Annotated in this window: 20 protein-coding genes; 5 read left to right on the top strand and 15 right to left on the bottom strand. The window is 60.5% G+C overall.

The window, feature by feature from the left end:
- The 3 genes from murU to ACXMYO_RS08155 all read left to right on the top strand — a co-directional run bounded on the left by murU (position 1) and on the right by ACXMYO_RS08155 (position 2,490).
- On the top strand, positions 1-678 hold the full coding sequence (gene murU / locus ACXMYO_RS08145; protein WP_457808374.1) for an N-acetylmuramate alpha-1-phosphate uridylyltransferase MurU: 678 nt from the start codon (positions 1-3) through the stop codon (positions 676-678).
- A 63-nt stretch (positions 679-741) separates the two neighbouring features.
- Entirely contained in the window at positions 742-1,161 is a 420-nt protein-coding gene (locus tag ACXMYO_RS08150; RefSeq protein ID WP_457808375.1) for an OsmC family protein, read from the top strand.
- 156 nt (positions 1,162-1,317) lie between these two features.
- Positions 1,318-2,490, top strand: a complete 1,173-nt coding sequence (locus tag ACXMYO_RS08155) for an AI-2E family transporter (protein ID WP_438768153.1) — start codon at positions 1,318-1,320, stop codon at positions 2,488-2,490.
- Here ACXMYO_RS08155 and ACXMYO_RS08160 read toward each other — a convergent pair.
- The 5 genes from ACXMYO_RS08160 to purD all read right to left on the bottom strand — a co-directional run bounded on the left by ACXMYO_RS08160 (position 2,467) and on the right by purD (position 7,660).
- On the bottom strand, positions 2,467-3,132 hold the full coding sequence (locus ACXMYO_RS08160) for a demethoxyubiquinone hydroxylase family protein (RefSeq protein WP_438768155.1): 666 nt from the start codon (positions 3,130-3,132) through the stop codon (positions 2,467-2,469). The two genes, ACXMYO_RS08155 and ACXMYO_RS08160, sit on opposite strands and share 24 nt — an antisense overlap.
- A gap of 171 nt (positions 3,133-3,303) precedes the next feature.
- Positions 3,304-4,671: an MFS transporter gene (locus tag ACXMYO_RS08165; RefSeq protein WP_457808376.1), complete on the bottom strand. Its 1,368-nt coding sequence runs from the start codon at positions 4,669-4,671 to the stop codon at positions 3,304-3,306.
- Positions 4,672-5,038: 367 nt separating this feature from the next.
- Positions 5,039-5,380, bottom strand: coding sequence for a histidine triad nucleotide-binding protein (locus ACXMYO_RS08170; protein ID WP_438768159.1), 342 nt, complete (start codon positions 5,378-5,380; stop codon positions 5,039-5,041).
- 48 nt (positions 5,381-5,428) lie between these two features.
- Positions 5,429-6,301 carry a phosphoribulokinase gene (locus ACXMYO_RS08175; RefSeq protein WP_438768161.1) on the bottom strand — a complete coding sequence of 291 codons (873 nt, stop codon included), beginning with the start codon at positions 6,299-6,301 and terminating at the stop codon, positions 5,429-5,431.
- Between the two features lie 78 nt (positions 6,302-6,379).
- Complete coding sequence (gene purD / locus ACXMYO_RS08180) at positions 6,380-7,660, bottom strand: phosphoribosylamine--glycine ligase (RefSeq protein ID WP_457809480.1); 1,281 nt, start codon at positions 7,658-7,660, stop codon at positions 6,380-6,382.
- Positions 7,661-7,816: 156 nt separating this feature from the next.
- Between purD and ACXMYO_RS08185 the strand changes: the two genes are divergently transcribed.
- Positions 7,817-8,536 carry a 16S rRNA (uracil(1498)-N(3))-methyltransferase gene (locus ACXMYO_RS08185; protein ID WP_457808377.1) on the top strand — a complete coding sequence of 240 codons (720 nt, stop codon included), beginning with the start codon at positions 7,817-7,819 and terminating at the stop codon, positions 8,534-8,536.
- A gap of 55 nt (positions 8,537-8,591) precedes the next feature.
- On the opposite strand, the gene ACXMYO_RS08190 is transcribed toward ACXMYO_RS08185, so the two are convergent.
- Genes ACXMYO_RS08190 through ACXMYO_RS08200 form a run of 3 tightly spaced genes read right to left on the bottom strand, consistent with a single transcriptional unit; the run spans position 8,592 to position 12,057 of the window.
- Complete coding sequence (locus ACXMYO_RS08190; protein WP_457808378.1) at positions 8,592-10,040, bottom strand: phosphotransferase; 1,449 nt, start codon at positions 10,038-10,040, stop codon at positions 8,592-8,594.
- The gene (locus tag ACXMYO_RS08195) at positions 10,033-11,244 is read right to left on the bottom strand and encodes an acyl-CoA dehydrogenase family protein (protein ID WP_438768166.1); all 1,212 of its coding nucleotides are present in this window, start codon (positions 11,242-11,244) and stop codon (positions 10,033-10,035) included. The genes ACXMYO_RS08190 and ACXMYO_RS08195 overlap by 8 nt, the downstream gene beginning before the upstream one ends.
- A 30-nt stretch (positions 11,245-11,274) precedes the next feature.
- Complete coding sequence (locus ACXMYO_RS08200; protein ID WP_457808379.1) at positions 11,275-12,057, bottom strand: SDR family NAD(P)-dependent oxidoreductase; 783 nt, start codon at positions 12,055-12,057, stop codon at positions 11,275-11,277.
- Between the two features lie 377 nt (positions 12,058-12,434).
- On the opposite strand from ACXMYO_RS08200, the gene ACXMYO_RS08205 reads away from it, so the two are divergent.
- Positions 12,435-14,096: an AMP-binding protein gene (locus tag ACXMYO_RS08205; RefSeq protein ID WP_457808380.1), complete on the top strand. Its 1,662-nt coding sequence runs from the start codon at positions 12,435-12,437 to the stop codon at positions 14,094-14,096.
- 68 nt (positions 14,097-14,164) lie between these two features.
- Here ACXMYO_RS08205 and ACXMYO_RS08210 read toward each other — a convergent pair whose 3' ends face one another.
- The 7 genes from ACXMYO_RS08210 to rfbB are packed head-to-tail and all read right to left on the bottom strand — an operon-like array spanning position 14,165 to position 21,367.
- Positions 14,165-15,232, bottom strand: a complete 1,068-nt coding sequence (locus ACXMYO_RS08210; RefSeq protein ID WP_457808381.1) for a glycosyltransferase family 2 protein — start codon at positions 15,230-15,232, stop codon at positions 14,165-14,167.
- On the bottom strand, positions 15,213-16,736 hold the full coding sequence (locus tag ACXMYO_RS08215; RefSeq protein ID WP_457808382.1) for an oligosaccharide flippase family protein: 1,524 nt from the start codon (positions 16,734-16,736) through the stop codon (positions 15,213-15,215). The genes ACXMYO_RS08210 and ACXMYO_RS08215 overlap by 20 nt, the downstream gene beginning before the upstream one ends.
- A gap of 38 nt (positions 16,737-16,774) precedes the next feature.
- Positions 16,775-17,809 (bottom strand): ATP-grasp domain-containing protein, encoded by a 1,035-nt coding sequence (locus ACXMYO_RS08220; protein WP_438768175.1) that lies wholly within the window; start codon positions 17,807-17,809, stop codon positions 16,775-16,777.
- A gap of 27 nt (positions 17,810-17,836) precedes the next feature.
- Positions 17,837-18,352, bottom strand: a complete 516-nt coding sequence (locus ACXMYO_RS08225) for a GNAT family N-acetyltransferase (protein ID WP_438768177.1) — start codon at positions 18,350-18,352, stop codon at positions 17,837-17,839.
- Positions 18,349-19,434, bottom strand: coding sequence for a DegT/DnrJ/EryC1/StrS family aminotransferase (locus ACXMYO_RS08230; RefSeq protein ID WP_457808383.1), 1,086 nt, complete (start codon positions 19,432-19,434; stop codon positions 18,349-18,351). The genes ACXMYO_RS08225 and ACXMYO_RS08230 overlap by 4 nt, the downstream gene beginning before the upstream one ends.
- Entirely contained in the window at positions 19,431-20,300 is an 870-nt protein-coding gene (gene rfbA / locus ACXMYO_RS08235; RefSeq protein ID WP_438768181.1) for a glucose-1-phosphate thymidylyltransferase RfbA, read from the bottom strand. The genes ACXMYO_RS08230 and rfbA overlap by 4 nt, the downstream gene beginning before the upstream one ends.
- Positions 20,297-21,367, bottom strand: a complete 1,071-nt coding sequence (rfbB, locus tag ACXMYO_RS08240) for a dTDP-glucose 4,6-dehydratase (protein ID WP_438768183.1) — start codon at positions 21,365-21,367, stop codon at positions 20,297-20,299. Before rfbB ends, rfbA begins: the two co-directional genes overlap by 4 nt.
- Between the last annotated feature and the right edge of the window lie 392 nt (positions 21,368-21,759).

The raw sequence follows: 21,759 nt of genomic DNA on the forward strand, positions 1-21,759 counted from the left end.
ATGAAAGCGATGATACTCGCCGCCGGACGCGGCTCACGCATGCGCACCCTGACCGACCACTGCCCTAAACCGCTGCTCAGGGTGGGGGACCGCGCGCTGATCGAATATCATATCGAGCGGCTGTACGCGGCAGGCATCACCGACATTGTCATCAACGTCAGCTATCTTGGCGGACAGATCATGACGGCGCTTGGCGACGGGACACGCTACGGGGTTCGGCTGCGCTACAGCGTCGAGCCGACTGCGCTTGAAACGGCCGGTGGCATTCGCCATGCCCTGTCGTTACTGGGAGACGAGCCGTTCTGGCTGGTCAATGCCGATGTCTGGTGCGACATTACGCCCGACAGCCTGGGCCTGCTCGGGGACGATCTGGCGCGACTGGTCATGGTCGACCCGCCCGATCACCACCGTGAGGGCGATTTTTATCTCGATGAGACCGGCCGCCTGCATGAGCAGGGCGCGCCGCGCCTGGTTTATGCCGGCATGGCGCTCATGCATCCATCGCTGGTGGCTGATCTTGCCGATAATACGCCCTGCCCACTCAGACCCTGTCTGATCGATGCCATGCAGCAGCAGCGCCTTGGTGGCCATTACCACAAAGGACAGTGGTCGGATATCGGCACGCCCGAGCGGCTGGCCCTGCTCGAGCAGCAGCTTGCCCATCAGGGCAAGGACTGAGCTCAATTTTTTTCAATTATCTCATGAGAGGGTTCACCTCTTTATCTGCACGGAGCAAGACTCATGGAAGCCAGCATCAAATGGACCGATGGCCGACAGTTCGTGGCCGAATCCGGCAGCGGTCACGCCATCATTCTGGATGGCAATCCGGACAACGGCGGTCGCAATACCGGGCCTCGGCCAATGGAAATGGTCCTGATGGGGCTGGGCGGCTGCAGTGCCTATGACGTGATCAACATTCTTGAAAAGGCCCGCGCGAAGGTGACCGACTGTGTCACACGGCTCAAGGCTGAACGCGCCGATACCACACCGGCCGTTTTTACCGCCATTCATCTACACTTTGTGGTCACCGGCGTGGCGCTCAAGGAAGCTCAGGTCAAGCGGGCCGTGGAGCTCTCGGCCGAGAAATACTGTAGCGCCTCGCTGATGCTTGCCAACGGTGGCGTCGAGATAACCCATTCGTGGGAAATCGTCGAAGCCTGAAGGGCACAACACCCGCAGGCGACCGACGAACCGACATTGTCTGACACACTCAGACTACAATGGTGATGACATGCCCGGCGTTATGCCGGGTTTTTTGCGACTGTTACAGGATCTGACGGTCAGCACGGCTGACGTCACGTCCAGGCGGGAGAAGGTATGGAAAAACCGATTGAAAAAAGGGCGTTTGAGCTGCTGCTGGTAGGCGTCTCGGTCGCCTTCGTCTGGGTAATACTGCTGCCCTTTTTCAGCGCCATTTTCTGGGGTGTCATTCTGGCTCTGATTTTCATGCCCCTGCAAAGGCGCCTGTTGAGTCTCTACGGTGGACGACGCAATCTCGCAGCCCTTACCAACGTGCTGATCTGCTTTTTTATCGTCATTATCCCGGTGACCCTGATCGCAGGCTCCCTGGTCCAGGAGGGCACCAGCGTCTACCAGCGCATCCGTTCGGGCGATCTGGATCTCGGTGCCTATGTCGAGCAGGCCCGTCAGGCACTGCCGCCGACGGTCGACAGCTGGCTTGAAAGCACCGGTATGGGAGACCTTTCCCAGCTGCGCGAACGGGTCTCGGAAGGGGCCGCACAGGGCAGCCAGATGCTGGCCTCCAGGGCATTGAGCATTGGCCAGAACACCCTGCAGTTTTTCGTCAGCGTGGGGATCATGCTCTATCTGCTGTTTTTCCTGTTTCGCGATGGTGTTCCGCTGGGTCGACGCATTCGTCAGGCCATTCCCCTGAGCGCGCGCTACAAGTATCAGCTGCTCAACAAGTTCATCACGGTCACGCGCGCCACGGTCAAGGGCAACATTATCGTCGCCGCCACACAGGGCGGCATCGGTGGTCTGGCCTTCTGGGGACTGGGCATCGAAGCGCCGCTGCTGTGGGGCGTCATCATGGCCTTTTTGTCCCTGCTGCCGGCCATCGGTGCCGCTCTGGTGTGGGCGCCGGTCGCCGCCTATTACCTGATGACGGGCAACATCGTGGATGGCGCCATTTTGATCTTTGTCGGTGTGGTCATCATCGGTCTTGCCGACAATTTCCTGCGCCCGATTCTGGTAGGCAAGGACACCAAGCTGCCTGACTACGTGGTGCTGATCTCAACGCTGGGCGGCATGGCACTTTTCGGCATCAACGGCTTTGTCATCGGCCCGCTGATTGCCGCCCTGTTCATTGCCGCCTGGGATCTTTTCTCTCACGAAAAGGAAGAAGACGAAGCCGGCGCCATTACCGAGCTCTCACCGATCTCGACAGAGGCCCACAAGAACAGGACGGTTGAGACACAGGGCACCGAACCGGGCGATGGCGAGTCGTCAGTCGATCATGCTTCCCGCTGAGTGGTGACGCAGACGCCGCCACTCACAGACCCGTCCCCCCATCGATGACATCCAGCGCCAGCCTCCGGGCCAGCGCTGGCCACCCGCTTCAAGCGCACCGCGCGCATGACGCGTGCTGTCATCAAGCATCTGGCGAATGACAGCACGCGATTTCTCGTCAGCTGCCGGCAGTGCCGCCAACTGACGCTCCAGTGACTCCGCCTGCAGACTCTCACCCCGGTTGACCAGACCAAGCCCGCGAGCATGACTGCGACGGCTCAGCAACATCCCGGCACCCAGCGACGCCGTGTAATAAAAGGGCGTCAATCGCGATGCCCGCCCGCCCAGCTCGCGCAGCCGCGCGTCACACCAGTCCAGATGGTCAACGCCTCGAACCGACAGCTCGTCCACCGGCTGATAGCGGCTGCTGATGCCTGTGGCAAAGCGCTGACCCTGATAGATGCCCTGCCCGATGACCCGACCACGATGATGATGGCGCAAGACGTCAACGGAGTGTCGGACTTCATCGGTGGTCATGGGCTTGTCCTGCGCCCCGAGACCGGGGCGGGCACGGCTGGCGCGCGTCGCGCCCGGAACCAGAGTACGCAGCATGGTATCGAGTTGATCAACAAGGCGATCACTGCGTGTGAATTGACGGGACATGGCATGCCTCCTGAAAGCTCGCTCATGAAAATGGACCGCGGTGCCCTGACTATAGTGGCCATCACCGGGGCTGGCGATATCTGATATCAAGCGGCGCGGTGCATGGATTTCATGCACCGCGCCGCCAGCCCTCTACCGGGTTTGACACCCGGGTCGTTTTGCAAGGGCGGATCAGCTCATCTGCTCACCGCTGCGATAGCCACCCGCCGGCGCCGAGTGTCTTGTGCTCGCCTGCGCCGTTTCATCCTGCGCCTCGCTCATGGCCCCTTTCGGAAACCGCACGCTCAGCGCGGCAAACGAGATCAGGGTCACCGTGATCCCCAAAAAGAAAAGTCCCTGCTGATAGCTTATCGATTCCGAACGAAACAAAAAGCCGGCCGCCACGGCACCCACGTTGCCGCCGGCGCCGACAATGCCGGCCACGGCGCCCAGCGCCCGGCGATTGATGAAGGGCACCACGCCATAGGTTGCTCCTTCCGCCATCTGCACGAACAAACTGAACATCACCATGGTAACAATAGCGATGCCCAGCACCTGCATCTGGGAGAACAGCATCAGCGCAACGCCTTCACACAAAAGCGTCAGAAACAGCCAGCGCACGCGACCCCGAAGCCCGCCCAGGCGCGCAAAGCGGTCGGAGAAGAAACCGCCCAGCGCGCGGGCAAACAGGTTCATCAGCCCGAAAAGCCCCGCGATCAGACCGGCCGTGCCCAGCGAGAGCTCAAAATTGTCGAAATAGTAGAGCGCGGCGATATTGTTGATGGTTAGCTCGACACCGAAACAGGCCCCGTAGACCAGAAACAGCGCCCAGACGCGCACGTCCCGAATGGCCGACCCGAAGCTTGAACGCGCGCCGTACTCGTTTTTGGCCTCGACAAGTTCGCCGCGGCGACGCAGATCACTGAAGCTGCCCTCCGGAGCGTCCTGGGTGAAATGCCAGTAAGCAAGGCCGGTCAGAAACAGCACCACCCCCGGCACGACCATGGCCAGCCGCCAGCCCAGCGTTTCGCTGACACCCAGCATCAAAATGCCCGACAGCACCAGCGGCATCAGGATCTGGGTCGTCCCGCCGCCCAGATTGCCCCAGCCGGCCGTGGCCGCATTGGCCGTGCCCACCACATTGGGGGCGAACATGATCGAGGTGTGATACTGGGTGATCACAAACGACGCGCCGACAGCGCCAATCGCCAGTCGCGCCAGCAAAAAGCTTTCGAAGCTGTCGGCCAGACCGATCGACATGACCGGTAATGCCCCCAGACACAAAAGCCAGGTGTAGGTGCGCCGCGGGCCGATGCGATCACATAAAAGGCCGATAAAAAGACGAACCACGACGGTGACCGCGACCGAAGCGATCATGGTATTGCCGATCTGCGTCTTGGTCAGGTTCAGATCGTCACGCACGATGGCCATCATCGGCGCGATGCCGAACCAGCCAAAAAAACAGACGTGAAAGGCAAACCAGGACAGATGAAACGCGCGCATCTGCGGCGTTTTAAAATCGAAAAGCCGAATGCGAGTGGCCTTGTTTCTGATCTCCATGACGATGCCTCGGTAGGATGCTCGTTGCTTCTGTCCGCCCGGTGATGAACGGACAGAGCGATGACGCCGCATTCGCCCCGGCCCCTGCACCATGCAGGGGCCGAATGCAGCGCGACGGCGATTAACCGAGCAAGACACGTGCCAGCCAGGCCAAAGGCCACAGCCGGCAGCACCCTAACGCGCTTTTTTTGTATCTACCGATCACTGCGTTGCCTTGTTGCGACCCTGTCGTGCGCCATCAGGGTGACTGACGCACCACGACGGCGCGGTCGTCATGAACCCCGCCTCCCATCAAAGGCAACGACCGGACATGAAAAAGCGCCTGCGGCCATGGCGGCAGGCGCTTTTCTGCGGTGAACCGGACGGCTCAGCCGGCAGGCCAGCTCATCTGGCGCCCGCCCATCAAATGAAGATGAATGTGATAGACGCTCTGGCCGCCCTTGTCATTGCAGTTCATCACCACGCGATAGCCCTCCTCGGCAATCCCCTTGTCGCGGGCGATTTTCGCCGCTGCCAGATGCAGCCTGCCGACCACTTCGGCATCTGCATCGGTCAGGTCGTTGAGGGTAGCAATCTCGCGTTTGGGGATGATCAGAACGTGCACCGGCGCCTGGGGATTGACGTCGTTGAACGCCAGCACGTCATCGTCTTCATAAACGATATCGGCCTTGATCTCGCGATTGATGATTTTGGAAAAGATCGTGGACATGAAACCTCCCTTGTCGGAAATGGATCGTTATCATCGACGCCGGAGCGCCTATCGAAAGCGCCGCTGCGCCAGCAGCGCCTCGATCTGCGGCTCCAGAATCAACTCGATGGCCAGCGGCATCTGCGACCCGGGCACCGTCAGAGTATTGGGTCGCGTCATGAAGGCCCCCGACAGCATGGTCAGCAGGTAGGGAAAATCGGCGCTGTCGCGGTCGCGAAAGCGAATGACCACGAAGGATTCGGCGTCCGAGGGAATCGCCTGGGGCTCGAACGGGTTGGAGGTGTCCACCGTCGGCACGCGCTGAAAGTTGATATGCGTGCGGGAAAACTGCGGCACGATATAGCGCACGTAGTCCTGCATGCGCCCCAGAATCGTATCGACCACGGCCTCATGGGAATGACCGCGCATGTTGATATCGCGGTCGATCTTTTGAATCCACTCGAGATTGACCGTCGGCGTCACCCCGATCAAAAGATCAACATGCTGCGCCAGATCGTGATGAGACGACACCAGCCCGCCATGCAGTCCTTCGTAGAACAATAGATCCGTGCCGGCAGGCAGGGGCTGCCATTCGGTGAAGGTACCGACATGATAGCCGGCCTCCAGCATGCGCTTGTCTTCGGCATGAATATAGTGGCGATAGGTGCCCATGCCGTGTTCGCCGTATTCGGCAAACAAGCGCTCCAGGCGGTCGAGCAGGTTCGCCTCGACCGCAAAGTGCGACAGCTCATTTTTCCGCTCGGGCTCATCGCGAAAGATGCGCGCCAGATCTTCACGGCTATAGCGGTGAAAGGCGTCACCATCCACAAAGGCCGCCTTGATCCCCTTGCGGGAAAACATGCGCTCGAAGGCGCGCCGCACGGTAGTGGTTCCTGCGCCGGACGAGCCGGTGATGGCAATCACGGGATGCTCGCGTGACATGGCGCCTCCTGAGCTGCAGATCAGATCAAGGTGTTGTTATCGACATCGACCCGGTATCAAGGGACCCGGCGTGTGGCGCTACCGGTTGATGGCACGAGCGGCGATATCATGGCGATAAAACCCGCCTTCAAACGCCATGGCCGCCACGCCCTCATAGGCCAGATCGCGCGCCGCCTTCACGTCTTCGCCCAGCGCCGTCACACACAGCACACGCCCGCCGGACGTCACGACAGCACCGTTTTCACTTTCGCGGGTACCGGCATGAAAGACGTGACACCCAAGCGCCTGGGCTGCGTCAAATCCCGTGATGACATCGCCCTTGCGGTAGCTGTCCGGGTAGCCCTTTGCCGCCATGACCACACCGACTGCCGAGCGCGTATCCCACTGGCACTGATAATGATCAAGACTGCCATCAATGGCGGCCTCGCAAAGCTCGTACAGGTCGGACTGTAATCGCAGCATGATCGGCTGGGTTTCGGGGTCACCAAAGCGGCAGTTGTATTCGATCACGCGCGGCGCGCCCTGATCATCGATCATGAGACCCGCATAGAGAAAACCCGTATAGGCATGGCCGTCGGCCTTCATGCCCTGAATGGTCGGCATGATGATCTCGCGCATGACGCGCTGGCGCACGCTTTCAGTCACCACGGGCGCCGGCGAGTAGGCCCCCATGCCACCGGTGTTGGCACCGCTGTCGTTGTCGCCTACCCGCTTGTGGTCCTGACTGGTGGCCATTTCCAGCACGTGATGACCGTCCGCCATGACGATAAAGCTTGCCTCTTCGCCGTCGAGATACTCCTCGATGACGACCCGGGCACCGGCATCGCCAAAGGCGTTGTCTTCCAGCATGTCCTGAACGGCAGCTCGCGCCTGGGCCATGTCCATTGCCACGATCACGCCCTTGCCGGCCGCCAGGCCGTCGGCCTTGATCACGATCGGCGCCCCCTGCGACTCAAGATAGGCCAGCGCCGGCGCCACTTCCGTAAAGCTTTGATAGCGTGCGGTCGGGATATCGTGACGTGCCAGAAAATCCTTGCTGAAGGCCTTGGAGCCTTCAAGCCGTGCGGCCGCCGCGCTCGGCCCAAAGATTCTGAACCCTTCAGCCTGGAACCGGTCGACGACGCCGGCCACCAGCGGCGCTTCCGGGCCGACCACGGTGAGTGCTACCGCTTCCCGGCGCGCGATGGCCAGCAGCCCTTCGATATCGCCGCCGGCAACATCGATGTTGCGAAGACCGGGCTCACGCGCGGTGCCGGCATTGCCGGGCGCCAGTAGCACCTCATCCACCCGCGGTGACTGTACCAGTTTCCACGCCAGCGCGTGTTCGCGGCCACCGCCGCCAATCATCAGTACCTTCATGCCGAAGCTTTCCTGCATCATGGTTCAAGCCAGTTTCCCGTCTGCCCGGGCGCGTGTCGGGCGCATTATGTCAGAAAGCGAACGCCTCGTCCGCCCGGGGAAGCTGCGCTATCATCGCCGCCCTTTCGATCCGTCCGCGCCTGGAAATACGACATCATGAATCTGCTGCTGCTCACGCCTGACGACCTCGTACCCCCCGGTCGGGCCTGTATCCACGATAGTCGACGCCTGCGTCATCTTCACGAGATACATCGGGCCACGCCCGGCGAAGAATTAACGATTGGAATGACGGGTGACGGCATCGGGCGGGCACGTCTGCTTGAACTGGACAACGGCCGCGCCCTGTTCGAGGTGATCCATCTCGACGATGCCCCGCCGCCGCCGCTGCCGGTGCATCTGCTGCTGGCTCTGCCGCGCCCGCGCATGCTGGCCCGCTCGCTGGAGAACATCGCTACCATGGGGGTCAAGCGACTGACGCTTTTGCATACTGCCAGAGTCGAGAAAAGCTACTGGCAGTCGCCCGAGCTTCAGCCCGAACGTATCGAGGCGCATCTGCGCCTGGGTCTTGAGCAGGCGCGCGATACGATATTGCCGGTGGTGGATCTGCAGCCGCGTTTCAAACCCTTTATCGAAGATCAGCTGCCCGAGGCGCTTGCAGGCCACCGGGCGCTGCTGGCCCACCCCGGCATCGGCGAGAGCTGCCCGCGCGGACTGCCCATGAACCAGCCCGTGACTCTGGCCATCGGCCCCGAAGGCGGGTTTATCCCCTATGAGGTAGAGAGACTGCAGGCCATGGGCTTTGAAGGCATCCATCTCGGCCCGCGCATTCTAAGAGTCGAGACGGCGGTGGTCTCCTTGCTGTCACGTCTTTTCTAGACAGTCGATGCCGGGCCGAACGATCGAGGCATATGCGTTGCATGTCTCTCCACGGCTACTGCTGTGCGGCCCGTGGCTGACTGATACGCGCGCGCGCCAGGGCGTCCTCTCGGAGCAGATGGCGCAGCGCTTCAAAGGCCTCCGGGTCGTCACGCTCGCCGCTGTGGATTTCGTTGACCAGCGCCTGTGCGGCGGCATGGGGCGAATCGTCTTCCATCGGCAGGGAAAGCTGATCCGATAGCGTCTCCCGAACCTGCCCCCAGATGGACACCCCCTGGTACTGCTGGCGGGCAATAATCGACAGCGCATTGGCCACCATCAGGGCCGAATGCCGCGCATCCCCCTCCAGTGCGGGAATGACCTCCGATTTGAGCGTCTGGCGCGTGATTTCCATCAAGGCGCGCGCGTCCCTGTTAAGCGTCGACAGAGTCTCCCAGGCACCGGACAAGTCCTGAGCGTTGGCATCGGCCTCGCTTGAGCGCGGCAGGCGCGCCGGGTCGACCGCCTCATCCACCGGAATCAGACGCAGCAGATCGAGCTCCAGCCCGGGCAGAAGATGCGATGTCAGTGCCAGCTCCAGATCGGGCTGCACGCCGCTGTCATGACGGGCGCCCTGCTCCAGGGCAATCACGGCCCAGCGCAGCGTGGCCAGAATGATCCATTTATCGAGCCGCTCGCGATCGGGGCGTTCACCGCCGCCCCGTTCATAGCCGCGCAAAAACGCCTCGATCGAACCCAGACCGCCGGCTTCCCCTGAACCACCGAAGCGCCAGCAAGGGGCACAGAACCAGCCGATATCGGCGAAAGCGTCATTGGGCCCGGCAAACTCCCAGTCGAGGACGGCCTCAAGCCGGTCGCCGTCAACCATGAGATTGCCGGTGCGAAAATCGTTGTGTGACAGCACGGTGCGTGAGGGCGTCGGCGGATGCTGCGCCAGCCAGCGCAGCGCCCACGCCAGTACCGGCTGCGGCTGATCCAGACGGGCCAGTCGAGCCTGATAGTCCGCCAGCTGGCGGGTTACTTCATCGGCATTGCCCTGCTGATGGGCCGCCTGGTCAGGCAGTGGCAGGGCATGAATACGCGCCAGCTCCGCGCCCAGCGTTTCTACCAGCGGTTCAAGCGCGCCGTCGTCGGCCCGGGCCACCAGCTCCCGCGGGGAAGCAGCGCCTGCAACATGACGCATGATCATGAAAGGCCGACCCAGAACGCGCTCGTCGTGACACATCCATAACGGTTCGGGGACACGAACCCCATGACGCCAGGCGTGCTCGAACAGCGCAAACTCCTCCTCACGACTGGCACTGATGGCCAGCGGTGCGCTGGCATCGCTGCGCAGCACCCAGCGTTGCTCTCCCGCCATGCTCCCCCCGGTCACCATGACGTCCAGCAAACGGTTATCCTGCACGGCGCCGCCGCCCAGGCGCCGCTGGGCCCTGATGACCACATTTTCGGCGCTGCTTTGCTGCGCAAGCCAGTCACTCAGGGCCGAATCGGTATCATTCACCGGCCACCTCCCACTGCCAGAAGTCGTTGCCCTCGCTGCGCAGCATGCGCGCCAGCAGCATCTGATGAACCTCGGTGGCGCCGTCCACGATGCGGGCCTGACGGGCGTAGCGATAGATCCATTCAAGCACCGTGTCCTGGGAGTAACCCTTGGCACCATGCACCTGAATGGCCACATCCACCGCCTTGTTGAGCACGTTGGAAACCGCGACCTTGGCCATGCTGACTTCCTTGCGGGCAAAACTGCCCTGATCCAGCGCCCAGGCGGCCTTCATGACCAGCGTCCGGCCTACTTCGATCTCCATGGCCACTTCACCCAGCATTGTCTGGATGCTCTGGTTATCGGCCAGCGCGGCACCGAAGGCCTGGCGCATCTCGACATGACCCAGCGCCTCTTCCATGGCCCGCTGGGCCAGCCCCAGCCAGCGCATGCAGTGGGTCAGACGCGCCGGGCCCAAACGGATCTGGGCGACCTTCATGCCCTCGCCGACCCCGAGCACCACCTGATCGTCGGGAATTTCCAGCCCGTCAAAGACCAGTTCACAGTGACCGCCATGCTCTTCGGGGCCCATGATCGGGATACGACGCTTGATCTCCCAGCCGGGCTGGTCACGATGAAACAAAAAGACCGTCAGGCCCTTGCGCGCATCGTCGCTGGTTCGCGCCACCAGCATGAAATGCTCGGCGAGCCCGGCACCGGTAATGAACCACTTGTGGCCGTTGATGACCCAGCGGTCACCGCGACGCTCGGCGCGGGTCTGCATCATGCCGGCCATGTCGGAGCCGGAGCCCGGATGCGGCTCGGTCAGGGCAAAGGCACTGCGGACGCGACCATCGACGATCGGCTGGAGCCAGCGCGTTTTCTGTTCGTCGGTCCCCACCTTTTCAAGCACCATCATGTTGCCGTCATCGGGTGCCACGGCGTTAAAGCAGACCGGACCGAAGATGGAGCGATTCATGGCCTCATAGCAGGCCGCCATCCCCACCATGGAAAGCCCCATGCCGCCGCGGTAACGGGGCATCTGCGGCGACCAGAGTCCGGCCTCTTTTACTTCGCCGCGTAGGCGCTGAAGGTGATGATCAACGATGTTTTCGTGCTCATCATAATTGGCGCGGTCCTTCTCCAGCGGCATGATGCGCTCTTCAACGAAGGCGGCGATGCGCTGGCGGTACTGTTCAATGTCCCGGGGGAGTGAAAAATCCATGTGATATCCAGACAGGTAGGGAAACAGGCGTTAAAGCGAGCTGACCATGTGGCCGCCGTCGACCGTGAGCACGCTGCCGGTCATGTAGCTGCCGGCATCGCTGCATAAAAGTAAAAGAGGGCCGTCCAGCGACTCGGGGGCGCCCAGACGCCGCTGGGGGATGCGTCGAATCAACTGCTGGCCCTGTTCACTTTGAAAAAAGTCATGGTTCAACGGCGTGTCGATATAGCCCGGCGCCAGTGCGTTGACCCGAATGCCGTGGCGCGCCCACTCAAGTGCCAGACTTTTGGTGAGCTGGATCAATCCGGCCTTGCTGGCGCTGTAGGCCGCCACGTGCCCGGCCACTCGCAGCCCGAGAATAGAGGCCACGTTGACGATCGCACCGCGCCGACCCTGCGACTGCATGTTCGTGGCAACGGCCCTTGATACGCGCATGGCGCCGTTGAGATTGGTATCGATGATGTCGGTCCAGGCGTCCATATCGCGCGCAAGCGCCGCCGTGGTATCGGTAATGCCGGCGTTGTTAATCACGATATCCGGGCCCTGCCCTGCCTCCTGCGAAAGCGTTGCCAGCGCACGCTGTACATCCTCGTCATCGCGAATGTCCATGGCGCACACCCATACACGGACGCCCCGATGACGCAGCTCGGCGGCCTGCGCCTCGAGCGGCTCGCGACGGCGACCGGTCAGCATCAATGATGCGCCGGCGTGGCCCAGTACCTGGCTGAAATGTGCCCCCAACCCGCTGGCGGCGCCCGTGACCAGCGCCACCTGACCTTCCAGGCGCAGCCGCCTTTCAATATCGACTGTCATCACGACTCCAGCATCAAACCTGCAAAATAACTTATAAATAACGAAGCATCGTTATATTCAATATTAAACATAAACGATGCATGCGCTCGAAAAAAAGATAACAAATAACAACACTCAACCTACGACGTATTATCCCATTGAAATGTGCCGTATCGACCATGTTGTTTGTACAAAATAAAAATTCACCGAGTCCGTGTTTATATTGTAGGACTGAAAACATGAGCTTGTTAATTCAAACTTAATTTGTTTAACACGCCATCATTATCGGCCGTATTAAATACTGAACTGCATTTTCGAGACTGTCATACCCGACACCTCTTATTTGATTTAAAACTCATTAAAAAAATAAAAAAGTATACTTATGGTCTCGTGGAGATATGGCATTGAATAATTCTTGCGCAACACCGTCATCGTCATGCCCGCCTGGCGGGGAAAGCAATCACGTCCCTCTCTCACCCACCAGTTTTCTGGAACGTGCCGTTCGGGTTCATCCGGACCGGCCAGCGGTTGTAGAAGGCGACGTGACGCTCACCTACCAGGCGTTTTATCGGCGCAGTCTAAAACTTGGCGGCGCGCTTCAAACGCTGGGGGTCGCCCCGGGAGATGTGGTCTCGACCCTTGGCATGAATTCAAGGGTCATGCTGGAGGCCCATTATGGGGTGCCGATGGCCGGCGGCATTCTCAACGCCATCAATGCCCGACTCGATGGCGCCTCCATTGCCTTCATCATGGCGCATGCCGAAACGCGCGTACTGATCTTTGACCAGAGCCTTCGCAGGACGGTCGCCAGGGCGCTATCGCTTCTGACCTCCCCCGCACCGGTACTGATCGAGATCGATGAAGGCAGTGACGATGCCCCGGCCTGGGAGCAGCCGACCCTTCATGACTATGAATCGCTGGTGGCAGCCGCCACGGCGTGTACCCCCGTGCCGGTCGGTGACGAACGCGACTGCATCGCGCTGAACTACACCTCGGGCACCACGGGCAATCCCAAGGGCGTGATCTACAGTCATCGCGGCGCCTATCTCAACGCCCTGTCCAATACGCTGACGCTGAAGATGGATGAGCGCACGGTCTATCTCTGGACCCTGCCCATGTTCCACTGCAACGGCTGGACCCACACCTGGGCCGTTACGGCCGCCGGGGGCACGCATGTCTGCATGCGCCGGGTCGAACCGGCCCGGGTACTGGAGATGATTCATACCCGCGGCATCACGCACATGGCCGCTGCCCCCATCATCATGACCATGCTGCTCGACCGCCCCGAAGCCGCTACACCACTGCCCCATCCGGTCATGCTGGCCACCGGCGGCGCCCCGCCCAATGCCACAACGATTGCCCGCATGAGTGCGCTGGGCTTTAACGTGCTGCATCTTTATGGCATGACCGAAACCTATGGCCCCTCGCTGGTCTGTCAGTTTCAGCCCGAGTGGTCATCACTGACACCTGACGCGCGCGCCCGGCTTCAGATCCGTCAGGGTGTGGGCACCTTCGCCATCGAACGGGTTGCTCTGAAGGACCCGGTGACCCACGAAGATGTCCCCGCCGATGGCCGGTCGCTTGGACACCTCATGCTGCGCGGCAACACCATCATGCAGGGCTATATCAAAAATCCCGATGCCACGCGCGAAGCCATTGGCCGGGGCTGGCTCGACACCGGGGATATCGCCGTCATGCACGAAGACGGCTATATCGAGATTCGCGACCGTGCCAAGGACATCATCATCTCGGGCGGCGAGTCGATCTCGTCGATCGAAATCGAGGAGATCATGATGGGTCACCCCGCCGTGCGTGAAGTCGCCGTGATCGCCAGACCGCATGATTTCTGGGGGGAGACACCACACGCCTTCGTGGTGCCGATATCCGATACCGACAGGCCCAGTGACGCCGAACTGTTGAGTTGGTGTCGTGAGCACATGGCGCATTTCAAGGTGCCAAGGCATGTCACGTTTCAGGCGTCGCTGCCAAGAACCTCGACCGGCAAGCTTCAAAAGTATGCGCTGCGCGAGCATCAAAAAACGCAGATGGCGACGGCCTGATCCGGTACTGACAAGGCCCCTGAACCCAGCAGGCTTCAGGGGCCTTTAGTGTCGGCTCTGCGACCCTGTCAGGCGCGGTCCGTCGAGCGACGCCGTCGCTGATACTGATGACGCATCGCCATCAGACGGCTTGCCAGCCGAGGGGTGCGACGCAGCGCAAACAGCAGCCGCTGAGGCGTGGAGATGGCCTGCTGATGCATGCTTGAGGCAATCGCATCACGAAAGCCGCGATAGCGACCCGCCTGAAGATATTCTACCGAGGCGTAATACCAGCGCCGCGCCATGGCAAGCGTTATGGCCGGTGTGTGGGAGGCGTCGAGCTGATTGGCCAGATACCCCATACATTCGGCATGACGGGCCATGAAGTCCTGATGACGGGCATAGCGTTGATCGTCTTCCAGCTGACGCTGCTGCTGGGACCATGACCCCTGGGCCTGAGTGCGATAGACGGCCATGACATGCGGCAGATAAAGCGCCCCGGCCGGCCGGGCAGCCAGCACCTGAAGGTAAAAATCCCCCACCGGCGCCGTGGTATAAAACCATTCGGGCAGGCGCTCCAGCACACCTCGATGCAGCATCAGCGAGGGTGAGGGGCAATAGTCGCCGGTGTGGACCAGCAGCTCGTCGAGCGATACCACGCGTTCGTGGTTGCGATTGTCCTGCGCCTCGATATGCAGGCTCTCCTGATCGGGACCACGACGCATCACGTTGTGATAGCTGATCGCGATGTCCGGTCTGGCCTGCATGGCCCGATACTGGCGGGCAAGCTTTTGTTCATCGCACCAGAAGTCATCACCCTCACACAGCGCCAGATACTCGCCTCGGGCAAAGCCTGCCGCCAGCGGCATGATGCGACGCCCTTTCTGATACTGGTTTTCATCACGCAATACGGCCCGGATAACCCGCGGATACTGTTTTGCATACTCGTCAACGATCGCGGCGGTGCCATCGGTGGAGGCATCATCGTGGATGATGATTTCAAAGCAGAAATCCGTTTTCTGTTGCAGAAAGCCTTCGATGGCCTCCCGGATATAGCCTGCCTGATTGAAGGTTGTGCAGATGACGCTGACCTCCGGCGTCTGTGCACCGACAGGCCACTGCCGGACAAGCATCTCTTCAGTGGGTAGCGCGGTCATGCTTTCTCTCCTGCAAACGGCGAATGATCATGTCCCTTCCTACCGAGGAGACGACGGCATTGACCAGCAGGATGGCGATACCCATGGCCATCAGACTGACAAATATCCAGGGTCTGGGCAGCGACCAGAGCGCCAGATCAAGCCACTGATACAACAGCAGCATCAGCGCCGTGGCGACCGCACAGGGTAGAATGTCCCGGGTCATCCACTGACCATGAATGCCCGGTGCGAACCTTGAATGTACAAAGGGCGTCCATGACACAAACGAGAGCAGGCGAAAGGCAAACCATGCCACGGCCACGCCGATCGCCTGCCACTGCCAGGCCGCCACCACGACCACCGGCACCACGATCAGTACCGACACCGTGTTATAGATGACATGCAGTCGCAGCTGACCGTGCGCGTACTGGAGGTAATACTGAAAGGCACCGATGGCGAGCAGGCCGTTGCCCAGCGCATACCACAGAAGGATGGGAGCACCCCACTGCGCCGCTTCCATGTTGCCGGTCCAGGCATACAGCAGCTGGCCGCCGTACAGGGCCACCATACCAGCCACCGGCAGCAGCGTGGCCGCGATGAACTGGGAGGCACGCCGGTAGAGACGTAGCATCTGCGCCTCCTCCTGACTGGCCAGAAGCCCGGTCATGCGCGGCATCAGGGCGCGACTGATCGGCATGGTCAGCGTCATGATCGCATTGGCCACGACCACGACCAGGGTGAAGTAGCCATATTCCGACAGCGGTAGAAACGACGAGAGCAACAGCTTGTCGAGCTGCGTCATCAGTATCCAGATACCGGCGGTGTAGGCAACGCCGCCGGCAAAGGGCAGCACCGGACGGAGCACGGCCCATGAAAACCCCTGCCACCGTTCGCGCCCGCCCAGCAGACGATAGAACATGACGCCCATCACCAGAAGCTCCAGCAGCGCAATGGCGATCTGGTATTCGAAATAGGCGCTGGGCTGTGTACTGACGAACTGCAAAATCATCAATACGCCAACGAACTTGAACGTAGCGATCACGACGTTGGCCACGTTCAGCGACACCTGGCGCTCCAGTCCCTGAATGCCGCTTCGATACAGCGAGGCCAGCCAGCGCATACCGATCATGAAACCCATCAGCACGATGCACCAGGCCACCTCCTCGCGTGACAGCGTGTCGACCTCGAGCCAGTGATTGGCAATCCAGTCGCTGCCCAGCGTGATTGACACGACCATGGCGACCGCCAGTCCCAGAAAAACGATTTCAAGGCTTCGCACCAGCCCGCGCAGCTGTTGCCACTGCTCGCCCTGATGCGTGGCCGCCCTCGCCGTTTCACGGGCCAGGGTGGGCGACATGCCCATATCCAGCAGATTGAGCCAGGCCTGCAATACGATAAAAAAGCCCACCAGACCGTAGGCTTCCTCGCCCATCCAGGCCAGATAGAAGGGATAAACGATAATACCGATCAGCGTGGTGTAAAGCTGACCGGCATAGTTGGCAAGCGCATTGGCCTTGACCGACACGACGTACTCCTGTCAAACGAAACCGCGGGTCATGTGGATCAAACGTTTTTTTCGGGCTCGGGCGCCTGCATGGGGACCAGCGCCTTGAGCCCGAAGGTCCCGATGCGGGCCGTGGCAGGTGCCGCCGGCTCTCCCCGGGCCAGGCGCACCAGCATTTCAGGGTAGTTGGCCCCGGCCAGATGCGAGAAGGGATAGCCGCCGCCAAAGCGGGCGTTGAACTCGATCACGGCCAGACGGTCGCCGCTGACCATGACATCGACATCCAGATTACCCACATGCCCGAGCTGGCGCCCCAGGCGCTCGCCCAGCTTCGTCAGTGCCGGCATGTCCACCACCTCGGCCACATCGGTTTCACCCGAGCGCATTCGCACCTTGCGCTTGACGGTGGTGATCACGTGGCGGCGCTCAAAATCGTTGAAGATATCGAGCCCGTACTCCTGCCCGGCAATGCCTTCCTGAATCAACACGTCGCCGCGGCCATCCTTTTCAATAACGCGATCTTCCATCAGCGTGAGATAGCTGCGGGCAATGGCGCGGCGGGTATGTTCATGAAAAAAGCTCAGCTCCTGAGCATCACGAGCCACCTGAACCCCGATGGACCCCATGCCCCAGCGAGGCTTCACAAACAGCGGCCAGCGTACCTCACCGGCGTTGACAGCCTCCAGCGCCGATGAAAGTGACGCCCAGGTGCGCGGGCCATCAAAGCCGTGTTCCTGCAAAAATATCTGGGTACGCCATTTGTCATTGGCGATATCCACGACCGCCTCATCCGGGACAGCAACCCGAATGCCGCGCGCGGCAAATCGATCCCGGGCGGCGCTGAGAAAAGGCAGATCGATATCGAAAAGCGACACCACCAGCTCAACCTTTTCCTTCTGCGCAATATCAAGCAGCGCGTCGATATAGCCTGCATCGTTGACGCCGGGCACCTCATAGGCCCGATCGGCACGCCACATGCCATCGGTCAGGGGATCACTATTGGCTGCGATAACACGCCCCTGCCCGGCGAGCGCCTCGCGGAAATAGTCCACCAGATAGCCTCGCCGGCCAACGCAGGACAGCAGTACGTTCATGAATTCTCCCTGTGAAAGTCGCCGTCGTTACGGTGCATGATGCGAGCCGGCGTTGTCGGGTCGATTCCCGAGCGCCATGATCAGCTGCAGCGACTCGACGCCCCACTCATTGGTTTCCACCCGATCGATCACGAACCCCATGTCCTCATAGAAGGCCAGGATTTTGCCGCGATGCCAGGTCCTGGCTCTCAGGTCGTGCATGCCGGCCTGCCGACAGGATTCGATCCCCTTCGACAGCAGCGGCCTGGCGATGCCGCTGCCGCGATAGTCCGGCAGCACACCAAAGAAGGTGGCATAGGCCTGATAGTGCTCATGGTCATTGGCATAGCAGGCGATGGCCGCCACGACTTTGTCACCATCGAGCACGTAATCGATCTCGGCCAGACGCAACAGCTTGTCAGCGTAGTCAGGCAGATGATGTTGCTCTGACAGGGGCGGCTCAAATTCTTTCTCGACCTGCTCGATAAAGCGTAAAAACGCCTCCGGCGACAGCGCACGGTCGCGGTGGCGATGAAAGGCAAGTTCGGGGGCATCCTGACTCATGCGGTCTCCAGTAGCAGGGCATCTTCGAGATGGCGCATGACCCGTTCGGCATCCTCACCGGTCATGGCCACGAAATTGGGCAGGCAAAGAACCCTTGAGGCGATATCTTCGGCTACGGGCATGTCGACCACAGCGTTATCCGACGTTGCGATACGATTAAGCGCGGGATGGAAATAGCGGCGCGGATGGACCTCCTGCTCGGCCATGTAGGCCACAACCCTCTCCAGCTGCGCCTCACTGCGCAGCAGTACGGGGTAATAGGCATGGTTGATCCCGGCACCGTCGGGCAGGGTCGGCCGTGAGACCGCCAGGTCGCGCCCGTCGATCCAGCGATTGTAGACCCCGGCAATGCTGGCTCGACTTTCAAGAATGTGATCAAGCCATGGCCACAGCGCCAGCCCCATGGCGGCGTGGGCCTCGGAGCCCTTGGCATTGATGCCGGCACCGCCCACCTGCCCGAAGGCACGCAGCGAGGCAATGCGCTCGCTCAGTTCACCGTCGCGGGTAAACAGCGCACCCCCCTCGATGGTGTGAAAGAGCTTGGTGGCGTGGAAACTGGTGATACTGATGTCGCCATAATCCAGCAGACTGCGGCCGAGATGCGTCGATCCAAAGGCATGCGCGCCGTCGTAGATCACCTTCAGCCCATGGCGGCGGGCAATGGCCTCGATGGCTTCTACATCACAGGGATGGCCATAGATGTGCGTGGCCAGAATGGCCGAAGTGTCGGGCGTGATCGCCGCCTCGATCCGCGCCGGGTCAAGGGTCAGCGTCTGTGGATCGATATCGGCAAATACCGGCGTCAGCCCCTCCCACAGCAGCGCATTGAGCGTCGCCACAAAGGAGAACGGTGTCGTGATGACCTCGCCTTTCAGCGCCAGCGCCTTGAAAGCCAGCTGCAGCGCGAGCGTACCGTTGGCCACAAAGTGACAGTGCTCGATATCCAAAAACGTCTGCAGATGCTGCTCGAAAGACTGCACGAGTGGCCCGTGATTGGTGAGCCACTGGCGCGAAAACATGTCGTTGATGTAATGCTGGTAGTCCGCTTCCGGTGGCAGGAAGGGCCGCGTAAAGGGAATCATGTCGGCTCCAGCAGCGAAATCAGATACTGTCCATAGCCGTTTTTCTCCAGCGCCCTGCCCTGCGCCATCAGGGCGTCACTGTCGATCCAGCCGTTACGCCAGGCAATCTCCTCGAGACAGGCCACCTTGTAGCCCTGACGCTTTTCGATGGTTTCAACGAACTGCGCGGCTTCCAGCAGGCTTTCATGCGTGCCGGTATCGAGCCAGGCAAAACCGCGACCCAGCAGTTCGACATTGAGATCGCCCCGCTCCAGATAGGCCTGGTTAACGCTGGTGATTTCAAGCTCGCCTCGCTGAGAAGGCTTGACGCCACGGGCAATGTCCACGACATCGTTGTCGTAGAAGTAGAGACCGGTCACGGCGTAGCGCGACTTAGGCTGGCTGGGTTTTTCCTCCAGCGACAGCACACGCTGCTCACTGTCGAACTCCACCACGCCGAAGCGTTCGGGGTCACGCACCTGATAACCAAAGATCGTGGCACCGGTACCGCGTTCGACGGCACGCTTGAGCCGCGGAACGACCCCGTGGCCGTAGAAGATGTTGTCGCCCAGAATCAGGCAGACACTGTCGTTGCCGATAAACGACTCACCGATAATAAACGCCTGCGCCAGGCCATCGGGGCTGGGCTGCGCGGCGTATTCGATCGATATTCCAAAGCGCTCGCCATTGCCCAGAAGGCGCTGGAACAGACACTGTTCATCGGGCGTGGTAATGATCAGCACTTCCCGGATACCGGCCAGCATCAGAATCGACAGCGGATAGTAGATCATCGGCTTGTCGTGAATGGGCAGAAGCTGTTTCGAGACCCCAAGCGTCAGCGGATACAGCCGGGTACCGCTGCCACCTGCCAGAATAATGCCTTTCATGCGGTTGCCCTCAGCCCCTGACGCTGGCGGGTCTGGTCGTTTTCAACGCCCTGACACCAGTCGCCGTGGTTCAAAAACCATTGCACGGTCTTTTCGATACCGCTTTCGAAGCTCTCCTGCGGACGCCAGCCAAGCTCGCGCTCGATGTGAGAGGCATCGATGGCGTAGCGGCGGTCATGACCGGGGCGGTCGGCCACGTGTGTGATCAGATCATGGAAGCGACTTACACCTTCCGGATGCGGCACGCCCAGACGCTCGAGCACATCACAGATGGTCGTAACGACATCGATATTGCGACGCTCTTCGTGACCGCCGATGTTGTAGCTGGTCCCGATTTTGCCCTGCGTCATGACCAGATGAAGCGCGCGGGCGTGATCCTCGACAAACAGCCAGTCACGGATCTGATGGCCTTCCCCGTAAACCGGGATATCACGCCCCTGCATGGCATTGAGAATCACCAGCGGAATCAGCTTTTCCGGGAAATGCCACGGACCGTAGTTGTTCGAGCAGTTCGTGATCAGAGTGGGCAGATCATAGGTACGCTGCCATGCGCGCACCAGATGGTCGGCACTGGCCTTGCTGGCCGCGTAGGGAGAGCTGGGCGCGTAGGAAGAGGTCTCACTGAAGGGCGCGGCCTCCGGTGAGAGATCACCAAACACTTCATCCGTTGAAACATGGTGAAAGCGAAAGCGTTCGCGCTGTTCGCCTTCAAGCCCTTCATACCAGCTGCGCGCGGCCTCCAGCAGGTTGAAGACACCCACGATATTGGTATCGATAAAAACAGCCGGGCCGTCGATGGAGCGGTCGACGTGAGACTCCGCCGCCAGATGGATTACGACATCCGGCTGGTACTGTGAAAACAGCCGGTCAAGCGCCGGACGATCACGAATATCCACCTGCTCCAGGCAGTAGCGAGGGTCCTGATCGATATCGCGCAGCGTGGCGGTATGCCCGGCATAGGTCAGACAGTCGACGTTGATGACACGACACGTGTCGTTGGCGATCAGATGACGTATCAGTGCGGAGCCGATAAAACCGGCCCCCCCGGTGACAATAACTGTCTGCATGATTGCTTATCCCTTGATCCCGTACACTCGACCCATGGTGCTATATAAAAACGGCCGCGGCTTGAGGGAATATTTGTCTTCGGTGACCGGTCCGACACTTCTGGTAATTAATATAAAAACGATATTAGTTACCATGATTTCTCGACGGCATTTATTGCGTTGTGCAACCGAGAATAGACAAATGAAACGATCATATGTTGTGCCGAAACAGCCATGATTTTTCACTACACGGCAAGCTCGCCAAAGAGTGTCAGCCAAAGAAAATAAAAGAATGAGATGTTGTAGGAAGGGCCATACAAAAAGCGCCTCTCATTATTAAATGGAGGCGCCTGCTTTCATACAGAACCAATTAAACACAGTATCGGTATTAAACCTGCCGAATTCATTTCAGC

It is taken from the genome of Kushneria sp. EE4 (assembly GCF_977968315.1).